A 22,223-nucleotide genomic window follows, 5' to 3' on the forward strand; every position below is an offset into this window, starting at 1 on the left:
ACGGCTTTGTTACAGCCAAGTTTAGAACCGAACAGGAAGCAGTTGTAATTAGTTGTAATTGCTATTCCGATTACATGACCACTGTGCCCGGGGCGGAGCGTCAATTCCGTTCTTGGCGCCGCCAGACTTGTTATATAAATTGCAGTACTATATCTATGAGACTGTTTTGCGACATCAATAGATGGTACTATTTTGAAATGTTGCAGTTTTAATAGTGAGACTTGCGCGTAGCATTTGCAAAGGAAGAAAATGCGAACTGCATTTGAAGCGTGGGCGCAGCGTGACGGCCACATTGTGCGGCGAAGAGAAGATAAACCGGATGAGTACCTGATTTTCGAGACCCAGCGTCGCTGGGTTATCTGGCAGGCAGCTCTGACGCATGGCAAGACGGCGGCCAAGCCGCGCGTGAGCGCGGCCGAAAAGGCGGCGAAAGCCCAGCGCGCGCTGGAAATGTCCTCCGATGAAGCGATCGTGCGCAACAAGGTGCTCAATGAGGTGCTCGACGCCTTCGGCGGCGCCGATGGCGCTGCCGGCATGGAAGGCATACTGAAAGTGATCCAGGGCCTGAAGATGAAGCAGAAGGCACTGGCCGACGACAAGAGCGAAGATTCTACGGCTTGAGGGGACGGCGATGCGTTATCGGCACTACAAGGGCGGCATTTATGAACTAGTGTGCGAAGCCACGCTGGAAGCAGATCTGACGCCGATGATCGTGTATCGCGCCGCGGACGGTTCCATCTGGACCCGGCCGAAAGACGTGTTCTTTCAACTGATCGAAGTCGAAGGCGTCATGGTCCAGCGTTTCGCTCCCATCAACTGATGGCCGCCTGCGTGCGTGCCCGGGATTATTTCATGCGTCAATTGCTGCCTGCCGCTTTGGTGCTGGGCTTTGCCTGCACCGCGGCGCATGCCGAAACCATCGGTTCGGTCGACACGGTGTTCAAACTGATCGGCCCTGACCACAAGATCGTCGTCGAAGCCTACGACGATCCGCGCGTCGCTGGCGTCAGCTGCTACCTGTCGCGCGCCAAGACCGGCGGCATCAAGGGCGCCGTCGGCCTGGCCGAAGACAAGGCCGATGCTGCCGTGGCCTGCCGCCAGGTGGGGCCGCTGCAATTCAAAGGCAAGCTGCCGCGCCAGGAAGAAGTGTTTACCGAGCGTGCCTCGATCTTCTTCAAGCATGTGCGCGTGGTGCGCATGGTCGACAGCAAGCGCAATGCACTGGTCTACCTTGTGTATTCCGACCGCCTGATCGAGGGCAGTCCGAAAAACAGCGTTACCGCCGTCGCCGTGCCCGGCGACCAGCCGATTCCCGTCCGTTAAGCGAGCCAGCCATGCGTGTCCCATCGTCTGCCGCCCTTGCCGCCAGGACGCTGCTGCTGTTTGGCCTGGGCGGCTGCGCCACGTTGACTGGCAACACCGAGCAGATGGTGCTGGTGCAGACCATCCAGGACAACCGCGAGCTGAACGGTGCCGGCTGCATCCTCAGCAACGACGTGGGCAAGTGGTTTGTCACCACGCCGGGGCGCATTACCATCCGCAAGAGCCAGGAGCCTTTGACAGTCGACTGCCGGAAGCACGGTTCGCCCGCCATCGCCACGGACGACCATATCGATCCCAAGCTCAATGGCAGCATCTGGGGCAATGTCATCCTTACCCTGGGCGTTGGCTATTTCGTCGACCGCAACACGGGTGCGGGCTTTGACTATCCATCGATTTTGACCATCGTCATGCAGGACCCGGCCCGTTTGCCGCCACCGCCCGCGCCGGTTTCCGCGCCGCCGCCAGCGGCCGCCGTGCCAGAAACGGTGGTGCAGCCGAAGGTGGCGCCATCGCCTTTGCCCAATCCCGTCGTCTACTGATTCATCCGCCACACATGAAAAAACCGCCAGGTCTTGCGACCATGGCGGTTTTTTTTTGTTTCGCGACGCCGATAGCGCAGGCGCTACCGGCAAGGCGTCAACTTACACGCGGTTGATCAGGAACGTCGTCAGCAGGGGTACTGGGCGACCGGTCGCGCCTTTTGCGCCACCCGATTTCCATGCCGTGCCGGCGATGTCCAGATGTGCCCAGGTGTACTTCTTGGTGAAGTTTTCCAGGAAGGCCGCTGCCGTGACCGAACCGCCGCCTGGCGTGCCGATGTTGGCCAGATCGGCGAAGTTCGACTTCAGCTGCTCGTTGTACGCCTCTTCGATCGGCATGCGCCATGCCGTGTCGCTGGACTGTTTGCCGGCTGCCAGCAGTTCATTGGCCAGCTGGTCATGCGCCGCATCGCTGCGCGTAAACAGGCCGCTGTTGTGGTGGCCCAGGGCGACGACGCAAGCGCCCGTCAGGGTGGCGATATCAATCACGGCTGCCGGCTTGAAGCGTTCGGCGTAGGTGAGTGCGTCGCACAGCACCAGACGGCCTTCGGCGTCGGTGTTCAACACTTCGATGGTCAGGCCGTTCATCGAGGTGACGATGTCGCCCGGCTTGGTGGCGCGGCCCGACGGCATGTTTTCGCACGCGGCGATGACGCCGATGACGTTCAGCTTCAGATTCATTTCGCCGATGGCGCGGAAGGTGCCCAGTACCGAGGCGGCGCCGCACATGTCGTACTTCATTTCATCCATGCCAGGACCGGCCTTGATCGAAATGCCGCCCGTGTCGAAGGTGATGCCCTTGCCGACCAGGACCACCGGCGCATCCTTGGCCTTGCCGCCCATGTGTTTCAGGACGATGAATTTCGGCGGTTGCTCGCTGCCGTTGGTGACGGACAGGAAGCTGCCCATTTTCAGCGCTTCGAGCTGTTTGCGGTCCAGGATTTCGACTTCGAACTTGTAATCCTTGGCCAGCTGCTTGGCCGTGTTGGCCAGGTAGGTCGGATTGGCGATGTTCGCCGGCAGGTCGCCCAGGTTGCGCGTCAGGTCGGAGCCATTGGCAATGGCGATGGCTTGCGCCAGCGCGCCACGCGTGGCGGCCGTTGCCGGAGCCGCCAGGACGATCTTGCGCACGCCTGCTGGCGCCGGATCTTTTTTGCTTTTTTGCGAGTCACAGCGGTATTCGCCGTCATGTGCGGCTTGCACCACGCAACGGATTGCCCAATTTACGTCGCGCTCTTTCACTTCCGTCAGCGGTAATGCGATAATGGCGTCCGCAGCGCCCAGCGAACCGAAAGCCTTGAGGGCCGCTTGTACACCGGTAGCGAAGCTTTTTTCGCTGACAGTTTCATCGCTGCCCATGCCTACCAGCAGAACACGTTCGGCGGCGACGCCATCGACTGCGCGCAGCAGCAAGGTGCTGCCAGGCTTGCCGCTGATGTCGCCGGACTTCAGCGCAGCCGAAATCGCACTCTTGCTGTCCAGCGATTTTGCCGCTGGCGACAGTTTTTTGTTTTCGAATACCGCAACCGCGATGCATCCGCTTTTGGCCGTGCCGAGGGTGCTCTTGGTATCGAATGCTTTTATGCTAAAGTCCATTTGGTTCTCCGTTTTCATTTACTAGTAACGTGTTACTCAACTAACTGACCCGAATTATAAACTCCGAATGATCTTTCAACGCGCCCTTCGACGTGAATTGGCTAGTGCCGCCGGGGCCACCTTCACTGTTTTGTTCAGCATCCTGCTCACCTGGATGCTGATCGGCATTCTCGGCAAGGCGGCGGGCGGCAAGATCGCGTCGGCCGACGTCATGTCGCTGATGGTTTTTTCCGCCCTGATGCAACTGCCCACCATCATCATCCTCACCGGATTCATTTCGGTGCTGATGGTCGTTACCCGCAGCTACAAGGAATCGGAGATGGTGGTGTGGTTCGCTTCCGGCCTGAGCCTGTCGCGCTGGATCTGGCCGGTCCTGAGCTTCGGCCTGCCGCTGGTGCTGGCCACCGGCGTCCTGAGCCTGTACGCCACGCCGTGGGCGCAAAAGAACAGCGATGAATACGTGGCGCGCTTTGAAAAGCGCGAAGACCTGCAGAAAGTCACGCCGGGCCAGTTCCGCGAATCGGCCGGCAGCAACCGCATCTTCTTCGTCGAGGGTGCCAGTGGCGAGAAGAACGTGGTGCAGAACGTCTTCGTCAATACCGTCGATGAGAAAGGCAGCGCCGTCGTCGTCGTCGCCAGGGAAGGCGTGATCAATACCGACGCCAAGGGCGAACGCTTCCTGGTGCTCAAGAGCGGCCGCCGCTACCAGGGCGTGCCGACGCAAGCGGACTTCCAGACCATGGAATTCGAGCAGTACATCATGCGCATCGAGAGCAAGCAGCAGGAACTGGGCGCGGAACTGGGCGTGCGCGCCATGAGCACCATGGCGCTCGTCGCCGATCCGAATCCCTACACCATGGCCGAACTGCTGTGGCGCGTCAGTGCGCCCCTGATCGGCCTGATGCTGATCCTGCTGGCCATTCCGCTGGGCTTCGTCAACCCGCGTGCCGGCAGTTCGGCCAACCTGATCGTGGCTTTGCTGATTTTCTTTACGTATAGCAACCTTATCAAGGTTGTCGAAGCGAGCGTGAAACAGGGGCGCATGACATTTGGCCTGGCCTGGTGGCCGCTGCACCTGCTGGCGGCACTGGCCGTGGTGGCGCTGTTTGCATGGCGCCTGAATGTGAATCACCGCTATCATCCGCTGGTCCTGCTGGCGTCCTTCAAGCGCGCGCGCCGCGCCGGCAAACCAAGTAAAGCGGCATCGAAATGAAGATTTTACAGCGCTATTTTGCAGTCTCGATATTCCAGGCGGTGCTGTTCGTGCTGCTGGCCTTCCTGGCGCTGCAAGCCTTCATCGACCTGACGGGCGAGTTGCCCAAGGTGGGCCGTAACGGCTACACCATCGAATATGCCTTCCTGTATGTGCTGGTGCTGGTGCCGGGCCATGTGTACGAGGTGATGCCGATCGCGGCGCTGATCGGCACGATCTACACGATGGCGCAATTTGCGGCCAGTTCCGAATTTACCATCATGCGCGCCTCGAGCATGTCGACGGCGATGGCGGCCGGTTTCCTGTTCCGCATCGGTATCGTCTTCGTGGTCATCACCTTCATCTTCGGTGAGTTGATCACGCCGCGCACCGAGCCGCTGGCCGAACGCCTCAAGCTGACGTCGCGCGGCGCGGCCGTGTCGAGCGAATTTCGCTCCGGCCTGTGGACCAAGGATATGGTCAAGAGCGACGGCCTGACGGGCACAGTCACCGGTTCGCGCTTTTTCAATGTCGGCGAAGCGCGTCCGGACGGCCAGCTGAAAAACGTTAAGCTGTATGAATTTGACACCGATATGCGTTTGCGCACCTTGACCGTGGCCAAGGGGGCAACATATCAGGGCAATAATATCTGGCGCCTGACCGATGTGACGGAAACCTCGTTCTCGAACAGCGCGGCGACCTCGCCCGGCTTCGAGCCTAAGCTGGCGAACTACTATGGGCAGGAAACGAGCCTGGTGCGCACGGTGCAGAGCGCCAGCAAGGACATGACGTCGGAAGTGACGCCGAAGATCCTGACGGTGTCGGCTTCCGATCCCGAGCGCATGTCGGCCAGCGAACTGGCCGTGTACACGCGCCACCTGGCCGAGAACAAGCAGGAAACCGAGCGTTTCCGTATCGCCTTCTGGAAAAAGCTGATCGATCCGCTGGCCATTTTCGTGCTGATGGCGCTGGCGCTGCCGTTCGCCTACATGCACACGCGTAGCGGCGGCATCAGCCTGAAGATCTTCATCGGCATCATGATCGGCGTGAGCTTCATGCTGGTCAACACCCTGTTTTCGCATCTTGGGTTGCTCAGCACCTGGCCGGCCTTCCTGACGGCGGTGGCGCCGAGCACCCTGTATCTGCTGCTGGCGCTGGGCGCCCTGTGGTGGGTGGAGCGGCACTGATGGAGGCGAACGTGAAACAGGCACTGATCTTGTTTGCTCATGGCGCGCGCGCCGCATCGTGGGCCGCGCCCTTCGAGCGCCTGCGTGATCTGACCCAGGCGCGCATGCCCGGCACCAGCGTGCACCTGGCCTTCCTGGAGCTGATGACGCCGCGCCTGCCCGAACTGGTAGCGACCTTGCTGGCCGAGCTGCCCGCCGGCACCACCCTGGACGTCACGGTGGTCCCGGTGTTCCTGGGGCAGGGCGGGCATGTGCTGCGCGACTTGCCGCTCCTGTTGGAAGAGCTGCGTCAGCAGCATCCGTCATTGCGCCTGAAGGTGGTCGAGGCGGTGGGCGAGAACGCCAGCGTGCTCGCCGCCATCGCCGATTACTGCGTGGCGGCACCAGGCTCCAGCCCTCGCCCTTGAGCGGCGCCGCCAGCGCGATGCCTGCGGCGCGCATCGACATCGTCTACCTGTGGGTCGATGGCGCCGACCCGGCGTGGCAGGCGCGCCGGCAGCAGGCGTATGCCGCCTGGGAGCAGGCGCATCCCGGCCAGCTGGCCCTGCACGGCAACGTGGCGGGGCGCTACCGCGACAACGGCGAACTGCGCTACAACCTGCGCGCGCTGGAGCGCTTCTTCCCAAGCCACGGCCATGTCTATCTGCTGACGGACCGCCAGGTGCCTGCCTGGCTGTGCGCTTCACCGCGCCTGACGGTGATCGACCACGCCAGCCTGATGCCCGGCGCATCGCTGCCCGTGTTCGATTCTGGCCATATCGAATCGTATCTGCACCATATTCCCGGCTTGTCCGAACGCTTCCTGTATCTGAACGACGACGTATTTTTTGGCGCGCCGTTCGAGCCCACGTTCTGGTTTGGCGGGGAAGTGGACCGGCGTTTGAGCGTGTTTACGGAGAGCGCGCTGCAGCCCGATTTGCAGGGTTTGCGCGCCGACGTGGCGGCGCCCGTCAATTGCGCCACCCTGTCACGGCTATGGCTGTCGGCGCAGTACGCCGATTACCGGCATGAACCGCGCCTGTATGCGCATGCGCCGCGGCCCATGCTGAAAAGCGCGCTGCATGAACTGGAAGGGCTGGCGCCGGCCATGTTTGCCGGCGTGCGCGCGACAGTGTTTCGCTCCTGGCAGGTGCCGGCATTGCTGCCCGACCTGGTGCCGCGCTGGATGGTGCATCAGGGAATGGCGCGGGCACGCATGCTCGACCCGCTGCACATCGCCAGCGGCGATGCGCAGGCGCCGTACCAGCTTGATGAGCTGGCGGCGCGTCTCGGCAGCTTGCCGTTTTTCTGCATCAATGACACCTGCGACGAGGCCGACGATGACGATCCGCGCCTGCTGCGCGTGGCTGCTACCTTGCAGCGGCTGCTGCCGCTGCCTTCTTCATTTGAAGGTGCTTAGACCTGTTTCTGCCGGGGCGCCAGGTTGATGCGGGCGGCGGCCGTGCTGTCGGACAGCGACGCGAGGAACAGCAGCAAATAGGCGCCCAGTTCCAGCACTTCTTCGCCCAGCAGCGCGTAAGCGTCCGGCATGCCGTGAAAGACCTTCTTGTCGAAAGGCCAGCCAGCGACCATCAGCAAGCCGCCGATGGCCGTCAGGATGGTGATGCGCATGCTGAAAATCTGCGGCGCATGGGCAAACACCTTGCGGGCGCGTGGCGCGAAAAAGATCAGCAGGCGTATCAGGATCAGCAACTCCACCACGCGCAAGGCTTTTTCAGCCTGAGCCCAGGCGGGCGCCGTGCCGAATTGGTCGATATCGAGTTCGCGCAGCAGGAAGCCGAACAGCAGGGCCGACAAGCCGGCATGCATGAGGAAACGCAAGGACTGGCGATTGGACTCTTGCCATGCGCGCACGCCGTGCACCGTGCAGGCCAGGGCCAGGAACAGCGCCTGCAGCCATTCCAATAAATGGTTTTCATCGTCGATATTCGGGAACACCGTCCACAGGGCGACGGAGGCGAGCATGCTTGACAGCACGGCACCGGCGACGCCGACATTGCTGCTGCTGAGCGAAGTCAGGGCTTCGCGCATGGAAGTGAAATTCATGGTTGGATCGTGACGGCTAAAGTTGCGCGGCGCGGTATTGCAGCCTGCGGGCGCAGCTTTTTTCGGGGAGATTACCAGGGTGGACTCCCGTCAGCCGGAGGACCGCGCGGCAAGCGCTATGGCGGGGTGTAACATGATTTTATTACTATCACGCAACAACTTCTCGAGAAAAGATGCGTGAGCATCGTATCATGTTTCTTCTGAAGACGTCAGTTACTGACTTTAAAGTCGGTAAAATACGGTGTATTTATTCAGGCAAGGCGCGCCAGAATGGCCGCCGTTTCGTCGATGGCCTGGTGCGTGCGCGCGGCCATGGCGTCGCCCAGCATCACCAGCACGGGGCCGTGGGTGTCGCCCAGGCCATGCGCCAGGGCGCTCAGCGTCAGGCGCACGATGCGCTGGTACGGGCGGCTGCAGTTTTCAATCACCACGACTGGTGTGTCGACGCGCCGGCCCTGGGCTAGCAGGCGCTGTGCCGTGGCTATGGCTTCGCGCCCGCCCATGTATTGCACCAAGGTATCGCAGTCGGGAATGCGCGTCTGGTCCGGTTCGCCCGGCGCCGTGCTGGAGGTAAAGAAAGCCACGCTGCGCGACACGCCCCGTTTGGTCAGCGGTTGCTGTGTGGCCGCCGCAGCAGCCAGCGCCGTGGTAATGCCGGGCACCACTTCGACGACGATGTCCGCTTCTTCCAGCGCCCGCAGCTCCTCGTCGGCACGGCCAAACAGCATGGGGTCGCCCCCTTTCAGGCGCACCACGATGGCGTGCTTGCGCGCATTGTCGACCAATTGCTTGTTGATGAAAGCTTGCGCCGTAGACAACTGGCCGCAGCGCTTGCCTACAAGAATCTTTTGCGCCTGGGGGCACAGCTCCAGCATCTCTTCGGTGACCAGCGCGTCGTGCAGCACGACGTCAGCTTGCGCCAGCAGGCGCGCGCCGCGCAAGGTCATCAGGTCTTGCGCGCCGGGGCCGGCGCCGATCAGGTAAACCTTGCCGGGGAGAGATGGGGAGTTGTTCATGGAGCTTGCCTTCCTCAGCCGAGACGGATCATTCCCGCCGCGACGGTCTGGTGGGTGACTTCATCGATCAGGATAAACGCACCCGTGGCGCGGATATCCGCATACGCGTCGGCCGCCAGCGCCTGCTGCACGTTCAGGCTGATGCGGGCGATATCGTTGAGCTTCAAGCCTTCGGCCGGATGGCGCTGCTGCGTATTGATATCGAGGATCGATTCAATCGCCGTCACCTTTGCCGCCGTCTGCCTGGTGCCGTGCTTGATCCAGTACTTGCGGCGCAGGTCCAGCGCGTCTTCCGACAGCCAGCAGACGTCGGCCACCACTTGTTTCAGCAGGGTGGCAGGGCGATCAACGCTGGCCAGCAAGTCGCCGCGCGAGATATCGAGGTATTCATTGAGCAGCAGGGTCACGGACTGGCCTACCACCGCCGTTGGCAACGAACCGTCCAGCGTGACGATATCTTTCACTGTCGCCGTCTGGCCCGACGGCTGCACTACCAGGGTGTCGCCGATGCTGACCTTGCCCGCCTCGATGCGGCCCATGTAGCCGCGGAAGTCGTTCGCTTCGTGGCCGTTGTGGCGTGCCACCAGCTGCACCGGGAAGCGGAAGGGCGTGTCGTGCGATTCGTCGTAGACGGACAAGGACTCAAGCAGTTCGATCAGTGTCGGGCCCGTATACCAGCCCAGCTTGTCGCCGCGTTCGACAACGTTGTCGCCCGTCAAGGCGGACAGCGGAATCGGCGTGATGTCCTTCAAGCCCAGCGACTGGGCGAATTCGCGATAGGCGGCGACGATGCGCTTATATACCGTCTCATCGTAGTCGACCAGGTCCATCTTGTTGACGGCGACGACCACGTGTTCGATCTGCAGCAAATGGGCAATCGTCGAATGGCGTTTGGTCTGGATCAACAGTTCTACGCTGCCGTCGTCACCGAGTTTGACTTTCGACACGTCGATCAGGATGATGACGGCATCGGCGGTGGACGCGCCCGTGACCATGTTGCGCGTGTACTGCTCGTGGCCCGGCGTGTCGGCGATGATGAATTTGCGTTTCGGCGTGGCAAAGTAACGGTAGGCCACGTCGATGGTGATGCCTTGCTCGCGTTCCGCTTCCAGGCCGTCCGTCAGCAAGGACAGGTCGACCGTGTCGCCCACCGTGCGCTTGTGCTTGGAGCGCGACATGGCGTCAAGCTGGTCGGCGAAGATGCCCTTGCTGTCGAACAGCAAACGCCCGATCAGCGTGCTCTTGCCATCATCGACGGAACCGGCCGTGATAAAGCGCAACATGCCGCGTTCGACACTGTTGGTGAGAGTGGTGTTGGAGATTGCTGCGTTCATTAGAAGTATCCTGCTTTCTTGCGTTTTTCCATCGAGGCTTCGGAAGTCTGGTCATCCATGCGGGTGGCGCCCCGTTCCGTGATTTGCGTGATTGCCGTCTCGGCGATGATGGCGTCCACCGTCGCCGCATCCGATGACACGGGGCAGGTGCACGAGATATCGCCCACGGTACGGAAGCGCACGACTTGTGTTTCCACCGTTTCGCCTTCGCGCGGCGGCGTCAGATCCGTCAGCGGCACCAGCAAGCCATTGCGCGGGATCACCTGGCGCTCGTGCGCGAAGTAGATCGGCGGCAATTCCAATTGTTCGCGGGCGATGTATTGCCACACGTCCAGTTCGGTCCAGTTCGAGATCGGGAAGACGCGCATGTTTTCACCGGGATGCACGCGGGTGTTATACAGGTCCCACAGCTCGGGACGCTGGGCTTTCGGGTCCCACGCGCCGAATTCGTCGCGGAAGGAAAAGATGCGTTCCTTGGCGCGGGCCTTTTCTTCATCGCGGCGGGCGCCGCCGATGCAGGCGTCGAATTTGTATTCAGCAATGGTTTCCAGCAAGGTCACGGCTTGCGCCGCATTGCGCGAATCCGTGGCCGGGTTGCGCAGGCGCACCGTGCCGCGCTGGATCGAGTCTTCCACGGAGCCGATGATTAGGCGCTCGCCCAGCTCGGCCACTTTCTTGTCACGGAAAGTGATGACTTCCGGGAAGTTGTGGCCCGTGTCGATATGCACGAGGGGAAATGGAAACTTGCCTGGGCGGAAAGCCTTCTCGGCCAGGCGCAGCAGGACAACGGAATCCTTGCCGCCGGAAAACAGCAGCGCAGGATTGGCCGATTCGGCCGCCACTTCGCGCATGATGTGGATGGCTTCCGATTCAAGGCTGTCGAGGTGACGCTGGTTCAAAATATTGCTCATATGGGGTGCTTTCTTGTTCTGCTGAGTCTGTTGTGTCTGTTCAGGCTGCCACGGATTTGATGCGTATCAACTTACCATCCACCATGTGCAGGCCGCATTCCTTGGAATCCGGGTTTTCCCACCACCAGCGTCCGGCACGTACATCTTCGCCTGGCTGGACGGCCCGCGTGCAAGGTTCGCAGCCGATGGACGGGTAGCCCTGGTCGTGCAGCGCGTTGTAGGGCACGTCGTTGGCACGGATATAGTCCCACACATCCTGCTCGGACCAGTCGGCCAGCGGATTAAATTTCGTCATCGCGTGCGCCGCGTCGTCCTCCTGTACGTGCAACTCGGCGCGCGTGGTGGACTGGGCGCGGCGCTGGCCCGTGATCCAGGCCTTGTTGCCGGCCAGGGCGCGGCCCAGCGGTTCGACCTTGCGGATGCGGCAGCATTCGCGGCGCATCTCGACGCTGTTGTAGAACGCGTTGATGCCATTCTGCTCGACATAGGCGGCCACCGCTTCCGGCTGCGGGCGGTACAGGGTGATGTCGTGGTCGTAGCGGGCCTTGACCTTGTCGAGCACGGCAAGGGTTTCCTGGTGCAGCCGGCCTGTTTCCAGAGAAAAGATGCCGATTGGCAGCTTTGCTTTGAGAATCATGTCGGTCAGCACCATGTCTTCGGCTGCCAGGCTGGACGCGAACACGGCCGGCGAAAAGTCCGCGGCGATGCGTATCAGCGTTTGCTCGGTGGCGTCAATTAAAGTAGTCAAATCGCTCATGACGGTTCCTCAGATGCCGGCCGCGTTGTCGAGGTCAGGATTCTGGCCTTCGCGCTGGTGGCGGCGGAACAGCGGCGATTTTTGATCCCACGAGGCCTGGTAGGTTTCCGAAAAAACAGACAAACCTTTCAGGGCGTCATGGATGCTGCGGTCGGGCCGGGTCGCATACGCATCGAAGCCCACGCGATGCATGGAAAACAGCTGGTCGCGCAGCACGTCGCCAATGGCGCGCAATTCACCCTGGAAACCCAGGCGGGCGCGCAGGTTGAAGGCGATGGAGTAGCCGCGGCCATCCGTGAATTTCGGGAAATCCACGCCAATGATAGGCAGCTGCGCCACGTCGGCCGCCAGGTCTTCCGGGCGCTCGTCGCTGGCCAGCCAGACGCCGATGTCGGGCAAGCGGGCGGCCAGGGTGTCGCGCTGGGCTTGCCACACGGGCAGGGGCACGATGACCTTGCCGGCGGGCACGACCACCGTTTCCGGCGTGTCGTTTTCATCGAGGCGCAGCAAGCCCCAGGTATTTGGCACCACGGCGGCGTTCTTGATGATTTCTTCGCGGACTTCAAACATATTCGTCTTCTCCCACCAGGTTGCCGACCGTGATCGGCGTTGCATAGACATGTTCCTTGAACGGCGCAAGGCCCAGGCGCTGGGCCGTATCGACAAAGCGCTCGCCTTCATGGCGGTCGCGCACGTAGACGTGCAGCAGGCGACCGATGACTTCAGGCATCTGCAGGGAAGAGAACGATGGTCCGATGATCTTGCCGATGGCGGCGTTGTTGCCCTGCGCGCCGCCGATCGACACTTGATACCATTCGCTGCCATCCTTGTCGACGCCGAGGATGCCGATGCTGCCCACGTGATGGTGGCCGCAGGCATTGATGCAGCCGGAAATATTCAGCTCGATCTCGCCGATGTCGTGCTGGAAGTCGATGCTGTCGAAGCGTTCCGCAATGGCGGCGGCGATCGGCAGCGACTTGGCGTTCGCCAGCGAGCAGAAATCGCCGCCCGGGCAGCAGATCATGTCGGTCAACAAACCGATATTTGGCGTGGCCAGGCCGTGCGCCTTGGCTTCCTGCCAGAGCTTGAACAGTTTCGATTGCTCGACGTCGGCCAGCACCAGGTTTTGCTCATGCGTCACGCGCAATTCGCCAAAGCTGTAGCGGTCGGCCAGGTCGGCCACGAAGTCGATCTGCTCGGCCGTCGCGTCGCCGGGCGGCACGCCCGTTTTCTTCAGCGACAGCACCACCGCCACGTAGCCGGGGCGCTGGTGCGGCTTGACGTTGCGCGCCAGCCAGTTCACATACGCCTTGTTGTCCGCGTGCTCGGCCTTGTAGTCGAGTTCCGGCAGGGCAAGATAGGCGGGTGGATTGAAAAAGTCCGCCACGCGCTGCATTTCCTCGGCGCTCAATGTTTCCGGACCGTCCTTCAAGTCGACCCACTCTGCCTCCACCTGGCGCGTGAATTCTTCCACGCCGATGGCTTTGAGCAAGATCTTGATGCGTGCCTTGTATTTGTTGTCGCGGCGGCCGTGCAGGTTGTACACGCGCATGATGGCCTGGATGTATGTCAGCAAGTGTTGCCACGGTAAAAAGTCACGCACCACGCTGCCCAGAATCGGCGTGCGGCCCATGCCGCCGCCCGCCATCACCTTGAAGCCCACTTCGCCAGCCTCGTTGCGCACGGCCGTCAAACCGATATCGTGCACGGCGATGGCGGCGCGGTCTTGCTCGGCGCCATTGATGGCGACCTTGAATTTACGCGGCAGGGCGATGAATTCCGGGTGGAAGGTGCTCCACTGGCGCAATACTTCCGCATACGGGCGCGGATCGATGATTTCATCGGCGGCGACCCCGGCGTACGGGTCCGATGTTGTATTACGGATACAGTTGCCGGACGTCTGGATTGCGTGCATTTCCACGGACGCCAGGTCCGTCAGGATATCGGGAGTCTGTTCCAGCTCGATCCAGTTGAACTGGATGTTCTGGCGCGTGGTGAAGTGGCCATAGCCGCGGTCATATTTGCGCGCGATGTGCGCGAACATGCGCATCTGCTTGGCCGACAGCAAGCCGTACGGCACGGCGATGCGCAGCATGTAGGCGTGGCGTTGCATGTACAGGCCATTTTGCAGGCGCAGCGGAATGAATTCCTCTTCCGTCAGTTCATTGGCGATACGGCGCGCAACCTGGTCTCGGTACTGGGCGATGCGCTCTTTGATGATGAGGTGGTCGTACTGATCGTAATGGTACATATCAATTCCTAAAAAAGCCGGGGTGCTGGAAGACTGCCTGGGATGATGTTCTTGATACTGCTCTTGTCTTTAATAGATTAGCTTCACTGCCACGCCGGTCAAGGTCATCGCCAGCAGCACGCGTAAAAACTTTTCCGGCACGGAGCGGGCCACCCAGGAACCGAGCGTGATGCCGGGCAGGGAGCCGACCAGCAGCGAGGCCAGCAATTCCCAGTGAATGGAACCGAGCCACCAGTGGCCCAGGGCGGCAATGGCCGTCAGGGGCACGGCGTAGGCGATGTCGGTGCCCGCCACTTCGGCCGAGCTCATGCGTGGATACAGCATCACCAGCAAGGTGGCGCCGATGGCGCCGGCGCCGATCGACGAGACCGTCACCAACACGCCCAGCACGGCGCCGGCAATGATGGTCGCGGCGGTAAGCTTGTTGCCTTGTAATTGTTTCTCAGGGTGTGCATTAATCCAAGCCAACATGCGGCCCTTGAAGATCAGCGCCACGACGGTCAGCAGCACGGAGGCGGCGATCGAGTAACGGATGATCTGGCCGATTTCCGGCGACAGGGTACCGAACGATTTCAGCGCCAGGGTCGCGACGATGGCGGCGGGCAGGGCGCCGATGCACAAGCGCTTGACGATATCCCAGCGGATAGTGCCGCGCAGGCGGTGTGTGAGGGTGCCGGCGCTCTTGGTGATCGAGGCGAACGCCAGGTCGGTGCCCACCGCTACGGAAGGCGGCACGCCAAACAGCAGGGTTAACAGCGGCGTCATCAGCGAGCCGCCGCCCACGCCGGTCATTCCTACGAGTAATCCTACGGCAAATCCTGAGACTATATAAGACAAAGTCATGCTTGCACCCCCAAAGTACCCGCAATAGTAATAAACTTAGTGTTTATTCCAAACTACTAAGTACGCATTTGCTTATATGCGATATGCGTATATGCATGAACGCAAAATCATGGGTGGGGCGGAAACTCGGCAAATCACGGCAATCTAGGGCAAACCAGCAATGAATCTCCATCAACTGCGCTTCGTGCGCGAAGCGGTCCGGCAGAACTATAACCTGACGGACGCCGCCAAGGCCTTGTTTACCTCGCAACCTGGCGTGTCGAAAGCCATCATCGAACTGGAGGAAGAGCTGGGCGTGGATATTTTTACACGCCACGGCAAGCGCATCCGCGGCTTGACGGAGCCGGGCCGCCTGGTGCTGGAATCGGTCGAGCTGATCATGCAGGAAATCGACAGCATGAAACGCATCGGCAAGGAATTCGCGGCGCAGGACAGCGGCAGCTTTACCATTGCCACCACGCATACGCAGGCGCGCTACACCTTGCCCAAGGTCGTGCAAGCGTTCATGCTGAAGTTCCCCAAGGTCAGATTGTCATTGCTGCAAGGCAACCCGCGCCAGATCGCCGAGATGGTGCAGCGCGACCAGGCCGATCTCGCTATTGCCACGGAGTCGATCGCCGCCATCGATGGCTTGATTACCTTGCCCTGCTATCAATGGGAGCACGTGGTGGTGGTGCCGGTCGACCATCCGCTGCTCAAGTCGAAGTCCGTGACCCTGGAAGAAATCGCCGCTTTCCCCCTGATTACCTATGACAGTGCGTTTGCCGGACGCAACAAGATCGACCATGCTTTCGTGCTGCGCGGCCTGAAACCGGACATCTTGCTGGAAGCCATCGATGCCGACGTCATCAAGACTTATGTCGAGTTGGGCATGGGAATTGGTATCATAGCGGGTATGGCTTTCGATGCCGAGCGCGACAAAGGCTTGCGTTCCATCCCTGTCGGTCATTTGTTCGGCATGAATGTGTCGCGCGTGGCCGTCAAGCAGGGCGCGTATTTGCGCAGCTATATATATACCTTTATCGAATTGCTGACGCCGACCTTGAACCGCAAGCTCATCGAGCAGGCGATGAGCGGTGATAAAGAGAACTACGAACTATAACAATGCAGGACACGGCCTGGCGATGTGCCTGGCCAAGATTATTTAAGAAGAGAAGAAACAATGATTACCGATCAGCTTGCCAAATATTACGCCACCATTGCGCAGCAGTACGAGCGCGTTTATGACAAGCCCGAACGCCAGGAAGACCTGGAAGTGTTGCGCGACAAGGTCGCCGACGTGCTGGAAGGCCACACCGTGCTGGAACTGGCCTGTGGTACCGGTTACTGGACGGACGTGGTCGCCGAGTCGGCCGAGTCCGTGCTGGCCACCGATATCAACGATGAAATGCTGACGCTGGCCCAGGCACGCGGCTTGCCCGACAACGTTAGCTTCGCCAAGCTCGATGCGTTCAATTTGCCCGATGACTTGCTGGGCAAGTTCACGGCCGTGTTCGCCGGTTTCTGGTGGTCGCATGTCAAGCGCGAAGATCAGGGCAAATACCTGAAGCAATTGCGCAGCAAGCTGGGCAAGGACATCCTGCTGGTGCTGATCGACAATTCCTATGTCGATGGCAGCAGCACCGTCATCGCGCGCACTGATCTGGAAGGCAATACCCACCAGTTCCGCACGACGGATGGGGGCGAGCGCTATGAAGTGCTGAAGAATTTCCCGTCGGATAGCCATCTGCGCAAGAAATTTGCCCACTCGGCCCGCGAAATCCGTATGAAGCGCCTGGAGTACTACTGGCTGCTGAGCTGCCGCCTGAAGTAAGGCCGGAACGGCAACATCAACCGCCCTCGGGCGGTTTTTTTTCGCCTGTTGTTTTTATGTGACACGCTGTTGTGCCAAAAAGCAACATCTTGTCGATGTCATATTGTTGAAGTATTTCGTGGGCATGATTCGGTTCAGCAGCTAAGCAGCTCAGCAGCAGCTCAACTTGTCCAACCTAATGTAGAGAATATCAAGTGAAAAAAATTACTCTGGCAGCATTGATCATCGGCACCTTCGCAGCAGCTACGGCGCAAGCGCAATCGAACGTCACCGTCTACGGCGTGGTCGATCTGGGTATTGCCAAGACCACGGGCGGTGCGTTGCTGGAACGTGAAAATCAGGCGTCGCGCCTTGGTTTCAAGGGCACGGAAGATCTGGGTAACGGCTTGAAAGCCATTTTCAACCTGGAAAGCGAATTCAAGGCTGACACCGGCGCGCAAGCGACCGCCAACACCCTGTTCGATCGCCAGGCATGGGTTGGCCTGACCGGTGACTTCGGTACCGTCTACCTGGGCCGTACCAAGGACCTGATCGACGGCACCCTGGCGCGCGTCGATCCATTCAACACCTACGGCGTCATCGGCAAAATCAATGAGCCAGTCATGCGCGGTGGCCAGTCGCCAAACGGCGCGCAAGCCATTCCAAGCGCATCGGTCGTGGGCGTGTCGCGCGTCAGCAATGCCGTGACCTACAACAGCCCATCGTTCAGCGGTTTCGTGGTCAGCGGCCAATACGTCGCCAGCGAAATCAAGGATGCCGATTCGGGCTTCAGCGTGGTTGCCACGTATGACCAAGGTCCAGCGAGCGCACACGCCGGCTACCAGAAGAAAGTGCAGTCCGTTGCCAACGCAGCGGCTGAGCCGAAACTGTGGATCATCGGCGGTGGCTACAAATTTGGCCCTGCCAAAGTCACCCTTGATTACTCGAAAGCAGATACCGATGCCGCCGTTACCGGCGAATTCAAGAGCTACCTGCTGGGTCTGGCGTATGACATCGGCGGCGGCGCCATCAAGGTCAGTTACGTGAAGCAGAAGCAAGACAGCAACACCGTCAGCGGCAAGGAAACGGCCAAGGCCTATGGCCTGGGCTACGACTATCCGCTGTCGAAGCGTACCGCCGTGTACGTCTACGGTGGCCGCGACCAGTTCAGCGAAAAATCGATGTATCAGCTGGGCATGACCCACAAGTTCTAAGCAAAAGTTTTTTGCCAGGAAAAAGGCGCCTTCGGGCGCTTTTTTTCCTTATAACGTGGCTGTTTCCATCACTTCCGCCTGCATGGGCAGCGAGATTTCAATGCGTGTGCCACCCAGATTGCTATCGGCGCCGATATGGATGCTGCCGTTCAAGCCCCACACCCGTTCGCGCATGCCCAGCAGTCCCAGGGCCGTGACTTTTTCCAGGTCGTGTTCGGCAATGCCGCGGCCGTCATCCTGGATGGTGATCGCCAGCGAGGAGTCGATGCGGTGCAGGGCGATAGTGATGCGGTTCGCCTCGGCATGGCGTGCGATATTCGTCAGCGCTTCTTGCACGATGCGGTAGATGGCCGTGCTGCGCGCATCGTCGAGCACCAGGTCGGCCTCGTCGGCCAGCAAATCAAAATGCACGACGCGGCGCTGCAGGAAATCGTGGCGCAGCTTCTGTAGTGCAAAATACAATCCCCCTTCATCGAGCGCGCGCGGGCGCAGGTTGCTGGCGATGCGCCGCAGCGAGGTGATGGCCGTCACCAGCAAGCCGTCCATGCTGTGCAGCAAGGACTGCAGGGGCGGGGTCGTGTCCGTGTGGTGGCGCACCAGGGTCAGGTCGACGCGCAGGGTGGCCAGCAACTGCCCCAGGTCGTCATGCAGTTCGCGCGCGATATGCTTGCGTTCCTCTTCGCGGATGGATTGTAGCGCGCTCGACAATTCACGCAATTGTGAAAAGGAGCGGGCCAGCTGTTCATGCATTTGCTGGCGCACACTGATGTCGCGCACGATGACGGTAAATACGCTCTGGCCGTCCTCCTGCATGCTGGAGAGCGAACCTTCGAGGGGGAACAGGGCGCCATCGCTGCGCCGTCCCGTCAAGGTGTAATCGGTGGCGCGCCGGCCTGTCAGGCGCAGCTCCTGGCCGATGTCGCCAAACGGCGGATCTCCCTCGTGGTTGCCCAGGCTGCCCAGGGTGCGCAAGTCGCGCAGGATGTAGTGGCCCAGGCGCATGCCGCGCATGCCGGCTGGCGTGTCGTCGAACAATTTGGCTGCCGCCGCGTTTGCGTGCAGGATGATTTGCCCGCTGTCGATGCTGATGATGGCGTCGCTGGCGCTGTCGATGATGGCCTGGCCACGCGCCTGCCGTTGCCGGCGGGCTTTCAGTGGAGGAAACAAGCACAGCAATAGCGCCGCTGCCATGCCCAACGGCAGGATGCGCAGCAGTGTGGGACTGCCTCGGTCGGGCATGGGGCTCTCCTTGCGAACGTGAACGAATGCAGGGCAGGAATGGCGGACGGGACTTGAACTAGCCTATGCCTGCTGGGGAGGCACGGCTTGATGTGGCGCAGGAAGGGGACAGAAGAGAGCTATGCGCCGCTCCGACCTGGGCCGGGCGGCTGCGAGAGACTTACATTTGCTTGAACAGGTGCAAGAAGCTGCGGCTCACTTCGAGCTTGTCAGATTTTCCTTTGATCAGCACCAGGTGGCGGCCGCGGATGTCGCGCGTCACGCCTTCGATGGCATTCACGTTGACCAGAGTGGCGCGGTGGATTTGCCAGAATAGTGATGGATCGAGCTCTTCGGCCAAGTCGCGCACGGGCTTGCGGATCAGCGCCTCATACTTGGCTGTCTGCACGCAGGTGTATTTCTCGTCAGAACGGAAAAATAAGATCTCTTCTACGGGGATCATGCGCAAGTCCTGGCCGATGCTGGCTTGTATCCATTGCAGGTAGGTGGGCTTGGCCGTGATTTTCTCCGCCAGCTGTGACAGCATGGCCGTGACGCTGCTGTTGACGTCCAGGGCCGGCTTGTTCAGGTGCGTTTTCAGGCGCTCCACCGTCACCAGCAAGCGCTCATGCTCGGGCGGCTTGAGCACATAATCGACGGCGCCCCGCTCGAAGGCTTCGACGGCGTGGGTATCGTAGGCCGTGACAAAGACGATATGGGTCTTGCTGCCTATCACTTGCGCCGCCTCCATGCCCGTCTTGCCCGGCATGCGGATATCGAGGAAAGCAAAGTCAGGTTTGAGTTGCTCCACCAGTTCGATCGCTTCGTCGCCATTCTTGGCTTCGCCGATGATTTCCAGTTCAGGCCAGGCCTGGCCCAGGCGCAGGCGCAGCTGGTCGCGCATCAGTCTTTCGTCGTCGGCAATAATAGCGGTAGGCATAGGTCTCAAGTGTGAACAGGCGAAGATTGATTATTCAATGATTTAGCGTTTTTATCAACTGTCTTATTTAGACAGCTGATATGGCACTTCGATCACGGCGCATACACCGCTGGGCTGGTTGGGTGTGATGGTCAGGCTGCCCTGGTCGCCATGCAGCAGTTTCAGGCGTTCGCGGATGGTGGGCAAACCCAGTCCCGTGCCATCGCTGGGCACCACGCCAAAGCCCAGGCCGTCATCGGTGACGATAACGCGCAGCTTGCTGTGCGCCACTTCGGCCACGATGCGCAGGGTGCCGCCTTCCGGTTTGACTTCCAGACCATGCTTGATGGCATTTTCCACCATCGATTGCAGCATCATGGGCGGGAAGGCGGCGCTGCGCAGGCCATCGGGAATCTGGAAGTCGATGGTCAGTCGTTCTTCCATGCGCATTTTCAGCAGGTTCAGGTACGCTTGCACCATATCCGCTTCGCGGCCCAGGTTGGTAATCAGGGCGTTGTCGCGCATTTGCGGCAGCACGGCGCGTAGATATTGGATCAGGCTGCGCTGCATCTTGGCCGCGCGCGGCGGGTCGGTCTGGATCAGGTGCTCGACGGAGGCAAGCGTGTTGAACAGGAAGTGCGGCTCGACTTGCGCCTGCATCATCTGCATCTTCGCTTCGCTGAGCTGGCGCTGCATGGATTCCCGTTCGGCTGCCTCGTTCGCCGTGACGGTTTGCGCTTCCGCACGTTTCTTGCCGCCAACCAGGGCCTTCATGGCGAACAGGGCCAGCACCAGCAAGGATACAAAGCTCTTGAACCAGGTCGAGGCTTGCTGGTGGTAGCGTGACACTTTTTGTTCTGCCGCATCATCGACCGCTTCTTCTATGGCATTCGACAACTCTTCGCCGATTTGTGGCGGCAATTCAATATGGACTTCTTCCCCTGAAGCATTGGTGGTCACCGGATAGCTGGGCTTGGCGGGGGCGGCCGGCGGTTCGGGCGGTGTCGGCGGCACCGCTTTTGCCTGCTCGTCCGCCTCAGCGGCATCGGCCGGATCACTGGCGGCGTCGGCTGTGCTGCTGCGCCGGTTCTTGCTGTTGCGTGGATTGAAATGGATGCCGGTATCGTCGATCAGGATATTGGTGTCTCCCGAGCCTTTGCTGCTGCGTTTATGCGATTTGATGACAACTTCTTCGTCTTGGCTGGACGAGAACAGCTCATCTTGCAAAATGGAGCCGGCGATCAGGGCCAGCGCCGCAAACAGGAAAAATTTCCACCAGGACAGTTGGGTAACCCAGGTCGTCGTCGCGTCGAATGCCCGTTGCAACCAAGCGAGGATGGTTTTCAACAATTGGGGCAGGCTGGAAATCGGAAGCATGGGAGCACTTTCAAGTACAAGAGTTAATCGACGCAACGGGCAAGTTTAACCCCTTGTTGAGTAGCGTCAGAGTCTGATGTTGCCACTGTGCCTAAAGACCACGAACTACGCCAGTCGATTGCGACAGGCTGCACAAAAAGGCGCTTGAAGTGAAGACAAGGCTTGCTGGGCGGTGAGGAGAGCCTGCGGCATCAAAATAGCCCTTGCAGGGCGTGCGTGGTAGGGCTATAATTCGCCCCCTCGCTGAACGACGCATGCAAATGCAGCGTGAAGTGAGAAAAAGAAGGAGTTGACGAACGTAGTAAAATGCTTCATACTCTTCCTTCTTCGCAGCTGACAAACACAACGCTTTGTCGATAGCGCGAAAGTAGCACCGAATACCGTTCTTTAATAATTAACAGTCGATAAGTGTGGGCATTTGATGTAAGTGCAGCGTCGATCTTCGGATTGGCGTCTAGCTTAAAATATCAAATGTTCACAAGAAATAATGAAATAGGATACTTCTTCGGAAGTAGCCTGTCAGTTTTTTGAGTGAGCAAACACCTCGCAATGCGAGGGGTTTGAACTAGTTAAATAGTTCGACCATGCCAGTAAAATGGCAAAGTAACAGAGATTAAACTGAAGAGTTTGATCCTGGCTCAGATTGAACGCTGGCGGCATGCCTTACACATGCAAGTCGAACGGCAGCACGGAGCTTGCTCTGGTGGC

23 protein-coding genes and 1 rRNA gene are annotated in these 22,223 nt (G+C 60.2%); 12 read left to right on the forward strand and 12 right to left on the reverse strand.

Annotated features, from left to right (window positions below; genetic code table 11):
- Window positions 1-249 precede the first annotated feature (249 nt).
- The 4 genes from ACQ4W0_RS28275 to ACQ4W0_RS28290 are packed head-to-tail and all read left to right on the forward strand — an operon-like array spanning window position 250 to window position 1,862.
- Window positions 250-621 carry a phiTE_015 family protein gene (locus ACQ4W0_RS28275; RefSeq protein WP_436579757.1) on the forward strand — a complete coding sequence of 124 codons (372 nt, stop codon included), beginning with the start codon at window positions 250-252 and terminating at the stop codon, window positions 619-621.
- A 10-nt stretch (window positions 622-631) separates the two neighbouring features.
- A complete protein-coding gene (locus ACQ4W0_RS28280; RefSeq protein WP_034782199.1) occupies window positions 632-820 on the forward strand; it encodes a DUF1653 domain-containing protein in 189 nt (62 codons plus the stop codon).
- 32 nt (window positions 821-852) lie between these two features.
- Window positions 853-1,323 (forward strand): CreA family protein, encoded by a 471-nt coding sequence (locus ACQ4W0_RS28285; protein ID WP_436525879.1) that lies wholly within the window; start codon window positions 853-855, stop codon window positions 1,321-1,323.
- Window positions 1,324-1,334: 11 nt separating this feature from the next.
- Window positions 1,335-1,862 (forward strand): hypothetical protein, encoded by a 528-nt coding sequence (locus ACQ4W0_RS28290; RefSeq protein WP_436579758.1) that lies wholly within the window; start codon window positions 1,335-1,337, stop codon window positions 1,860-1,862.
- Window positions 1,863-1,964: 102 nt separating this feature from the next.
- Here the strand turns inward: ACQ4W0_RS28290 and ACQ4W0_RS28295 are convergent, their stop codons facing one another.
- Window positions 1,965-3,458, reverse strand: a complete 1,494-nt coding sequence (locus tag ACQ4W0_RS28295; protein ID WP_436579759.1) for a leucyl aminopeptidase — start codon at window positions 3,456-3,458, stop codon at window positions 1,965-1,967.
- A gap of 67 nt (window positions 3,459-3,525) precedes the next feature.
- On the opposite strand from ACQ4W0_RS28295, the gene lptF reads away from it, so the two are divergent.
- From lptF to ACQ4W0_RS28315, 4 genes are read left to right on the forward strand one after another with little or no spacing between them, the layout of a single operon-like run.
- Complete coding sequence (lptF, locus tag ACQ4W0_RS28300; RefSeq protein WP_436579760.1) at window positions 3,526-4,671, forward strand: LPS export ABC transporter permease LptF; 1,146 nt, start codon at window positions 3,526-3,528, stop codon at window positions 4,669-4,671.
- Window positions 4,668-5,837 (forward strand): LPS export ABC transporter permease LptG, encoded by a 1,170-nt coding sequence (lptG, locus tag ACQ4W0_RS28305; protein WP_436579761.1) that lies wholly within the window; start codon window positions 4,668-4,670, stop codon window positions 5,835-5,837. Before lptF ends, lptG begins: the two co-directional genes overlap by 4 nt.
- Complete coding sequence (locus ACQ4W0_RS28310) at window positions 5,837-6,244, forward strand: sirohydrochlorin chelatase (RefSeq protein WP_436579762.1); 408 nt, start codon at window positions 5,837-5,839, stop codon at window positions 6,242-6,244. The genes lptG and ACQ4W0_RS28310 overlap by 1 nt, the downstream gene beginning before the upstream one ends.
- Complete coding sequence (locus ACQ4W0_RS28315; RefSeq protein ID WP_436579763.1) at window positions 6,241-7,236, forward strand: stealth family protein; 996 nt, start codon at window positions 6,241-6,243, stop codon at window positions 7,234-7,236. The genes ACQ4W0_RS28310 and ACQ4W0_RS28315 overlap by 4 nt, the downstream gene beginning before the upstream one ends.
- Here the strand turns inward: ACQ4W0_RS28315 and ACQ4W0_RS28320 are convergent.
- The 8 genes from ACQ4W0_RS28320 to ACQ4W0_RS28355 all read right to left on the reverse strand — a co-directional run bounded on the left by ACQ4W0_RS28320 (window position 7,233) and on the right by ACQ4W0_RS28355 (window position 14,995).
- The gene (locus ACQ4W0_RS28320) at window positions 7,233-7,883 is read right to left on the reverse strand and encodes a hypothetical protein (RefSeq protein ID WP_436579764.1); all 651 of its coding nucleotides are present in this window, start codon (window positions 7,881-7,883) and stop codon (window positions 7,233-7,235) included. The two genes, ACQ4W0_RS28315 and ACQ4W0_RS28320, sit on opposite strands and share 4 nt — an antisense overlap.
- Before the next feature lie 251 nt (window positions 7,884-8,134).
- Entirely contained in the window at window positions 8,135-8,899 is a 765-nt protein-coding gene (gene cobA, locus ACQ4W0_RS28325; protein WP_436579765.1) for a uroporphyrinogen-III C-methyltransferase, read from the reverse strand.
- Between the two features lie 14 nt (window positions 8,900-8,913).
- Window positions 8,914-10,233, reverse strand: coding sequence for a sulfate adenylyltransferase subunit 1 (locus ACQ4W0_RS28330; protein ID WP_436579766.1), 1,320 nt, complete (start codon window positions 10,231-10,233; stop codon window positions 8,914-8,916).
- Window positions 10,233-11,144 carry a sulfate adenylyltransferase subunit CysD gene (gene cysD / locus ACQ4W0_RS28335; protein WP_436579767.1) on the reverse strand — a complete coding sequence of 304 codons (912 nt, stop codon included), beginning with the start codon at window positions 11,142-11,144 and terminating at the stop codon, window positions 10,233-10,235. Before cysD ends, ACQ4W0_RS28330 begins: the two co-directional genes overlap by 1 nt.
- A 40-nt stretch (window positions 11,145-11,184) precedes the next feature.
- Entirely contained in the window at window positions 11,185-11,901 is a 717-nt protein-coding gene (locus ACQ4W0_RS28340) for a phosphoadenylyl-sulfate reductase (RefSeq protein ID WP_436579768.1), read from the reverse strand.
- A 9-nt stretch (window positions 11,902-11,910) separates the two neighbouring features.
- A complete protein-coding gene (locus ACQ4W0_RS28345; protein ID WP_436579769.1) occupies window positions 11,911-12,471 on the reverse strand; it encodes a DUF934 domain-containing protein in 561 nt (186 codons plus the stop codon).
- Entirely contained in the window at window positions 12,464-14,152 is a 1,689-nt protein-coding gene (locus ACQ4W0_RS28350; protein ID WP_436579770.1) for a nitrite/sulfite reductase, read from the reverse strand. Before ACQ4W0_RS28350 ends, ACQ4W0_RS28345 begins: the two co-directional genes overlap by 8 nt.
- A 69-nt stretch (window positions 14,153-14,221) precedes the next feature.
- Window positions 14,222-14,995, reverse strand: a complete 774-nt coding sequence (locus ACQ4W0_RS28355) for a sulfite exporter TauE/SafE family protein (protein WP_436579771.1) — start codon at window positions 14,993-14,995, stop codon at window positions 14,222-14,224.
- A gap of 160 nt (window positions 14,996-15,155) precedes the next feature.
- On the opposite strand from ACQ4W0_RS28355, the gene ACQ4W0_RS28360 reads away from it, so the two are divergent.
- The 3 genes from ACQ4W0_RS28360 (at window position 15,156) to ACQ4W0_RS28370 (ending at window position 18,001) form a co-directional block, all read left to right on the forward strand.
- Entirely contained in the window at window positions 15,156-16,097 is a 942-nt protein-coding gene (locus tag ACQ4W0_RS28360) for a CysB family HTH-type transcriptional regulator (RefSeq protein ID WP_436525909.1), read from the forward strand.
- Window positions 16,098-16,157: 60 nt separating this feature from the next.
- On the forward strand, window positions 16,158-16,808 hold the full coding sequence (locus ACQ4W0_RS28365) for a class I SAM-dependent methyltransferase (RefSeq protein ID WP_436579772.1): 651 nt from the start codon (window positions 16,158-16,160) through the stop codon (window positions 16,806-16,808).
- A gap of 194 nt (window positions 16,809-17,002) precedes the next feature.
- Window positions 17,003-18,001: a porin gene (locus ACQ4W0_RS28370; protein WP_436579773.1), complete on the forward strand. Its 999-nt coding sequence runs from the start codon at window positions 17,003-17,005 to the stop codon at window positions 17,999-18,001.
- 48 nt (window positions 18,002-18,049) lie between these two features.
- Here the strand turns inward: ACQ4W0_RS28370 and ACQ4W0_RS28375 are convergent, their stop codons facing one another.
- From ACQ4W0_RS28375 to ACQ4W0_RS28385, 3 genes are all read right to left on the reverse strand, one after another.
- Window positions 18,050-19,240, reverse strand: coding sequence for a PAS domain-containing sensor histidine kinase (locus tag ACQ4W0_RS28375; RefSeq protein ID WP_436579774.1), 1,191 nt, complete (start codon window positions 19,238-19,240; stop codon window positions 18,050-18,052).
- A gap of 160 nt (window positions 19,241-19,400) precedes the next feature.
- A complete protein-coding gene (locus ACQ4W0_RS28380; RefSeq protein WP_101480230.1) occupies window positions 19,401-20,159 on the reverse strand; it encodes a LytR/AlgR family response regulator transcription factor in 759 nt (252 codons plus the stop codon).
- A 63-nt stretch (window positions 20,160-20,222) separates the two neighbouring features.
- Window positions 20,223-21,515 carry a sensor histidine kinase gene (locus ACQ4W0_RS28385; RefSeq protein ID WP_436579775.1) on the reverse strand — a complete coding sequence of 431 codons (1,293 nt, stop codon included), beginning with the start codon at window positions 21,513-21,515 and terminating at the stop codon, window positions 20,223-20,225.
- Between the two features lie 615 nt (window positions 21,516-22,130).
- On the opposite strand from ACQ4W0_RS28385, the gene ACQ4W0_RS28390 reads away from it, so the two are divergent.
- Window positions 22,131-22,223, forward strand: a 16S ribosomal RNA gene (locus ACQ4W0_RS28390); the annotation flags it as partial.

The organism is Janthinobacterium breve (genome assembly GCF_051380895.1).
GTDB lineage: Bacteria > Pseudomonadota > Gammaproteobacteria > Burkholderiales > Burkholderiaceae_D > Janthinobacterium.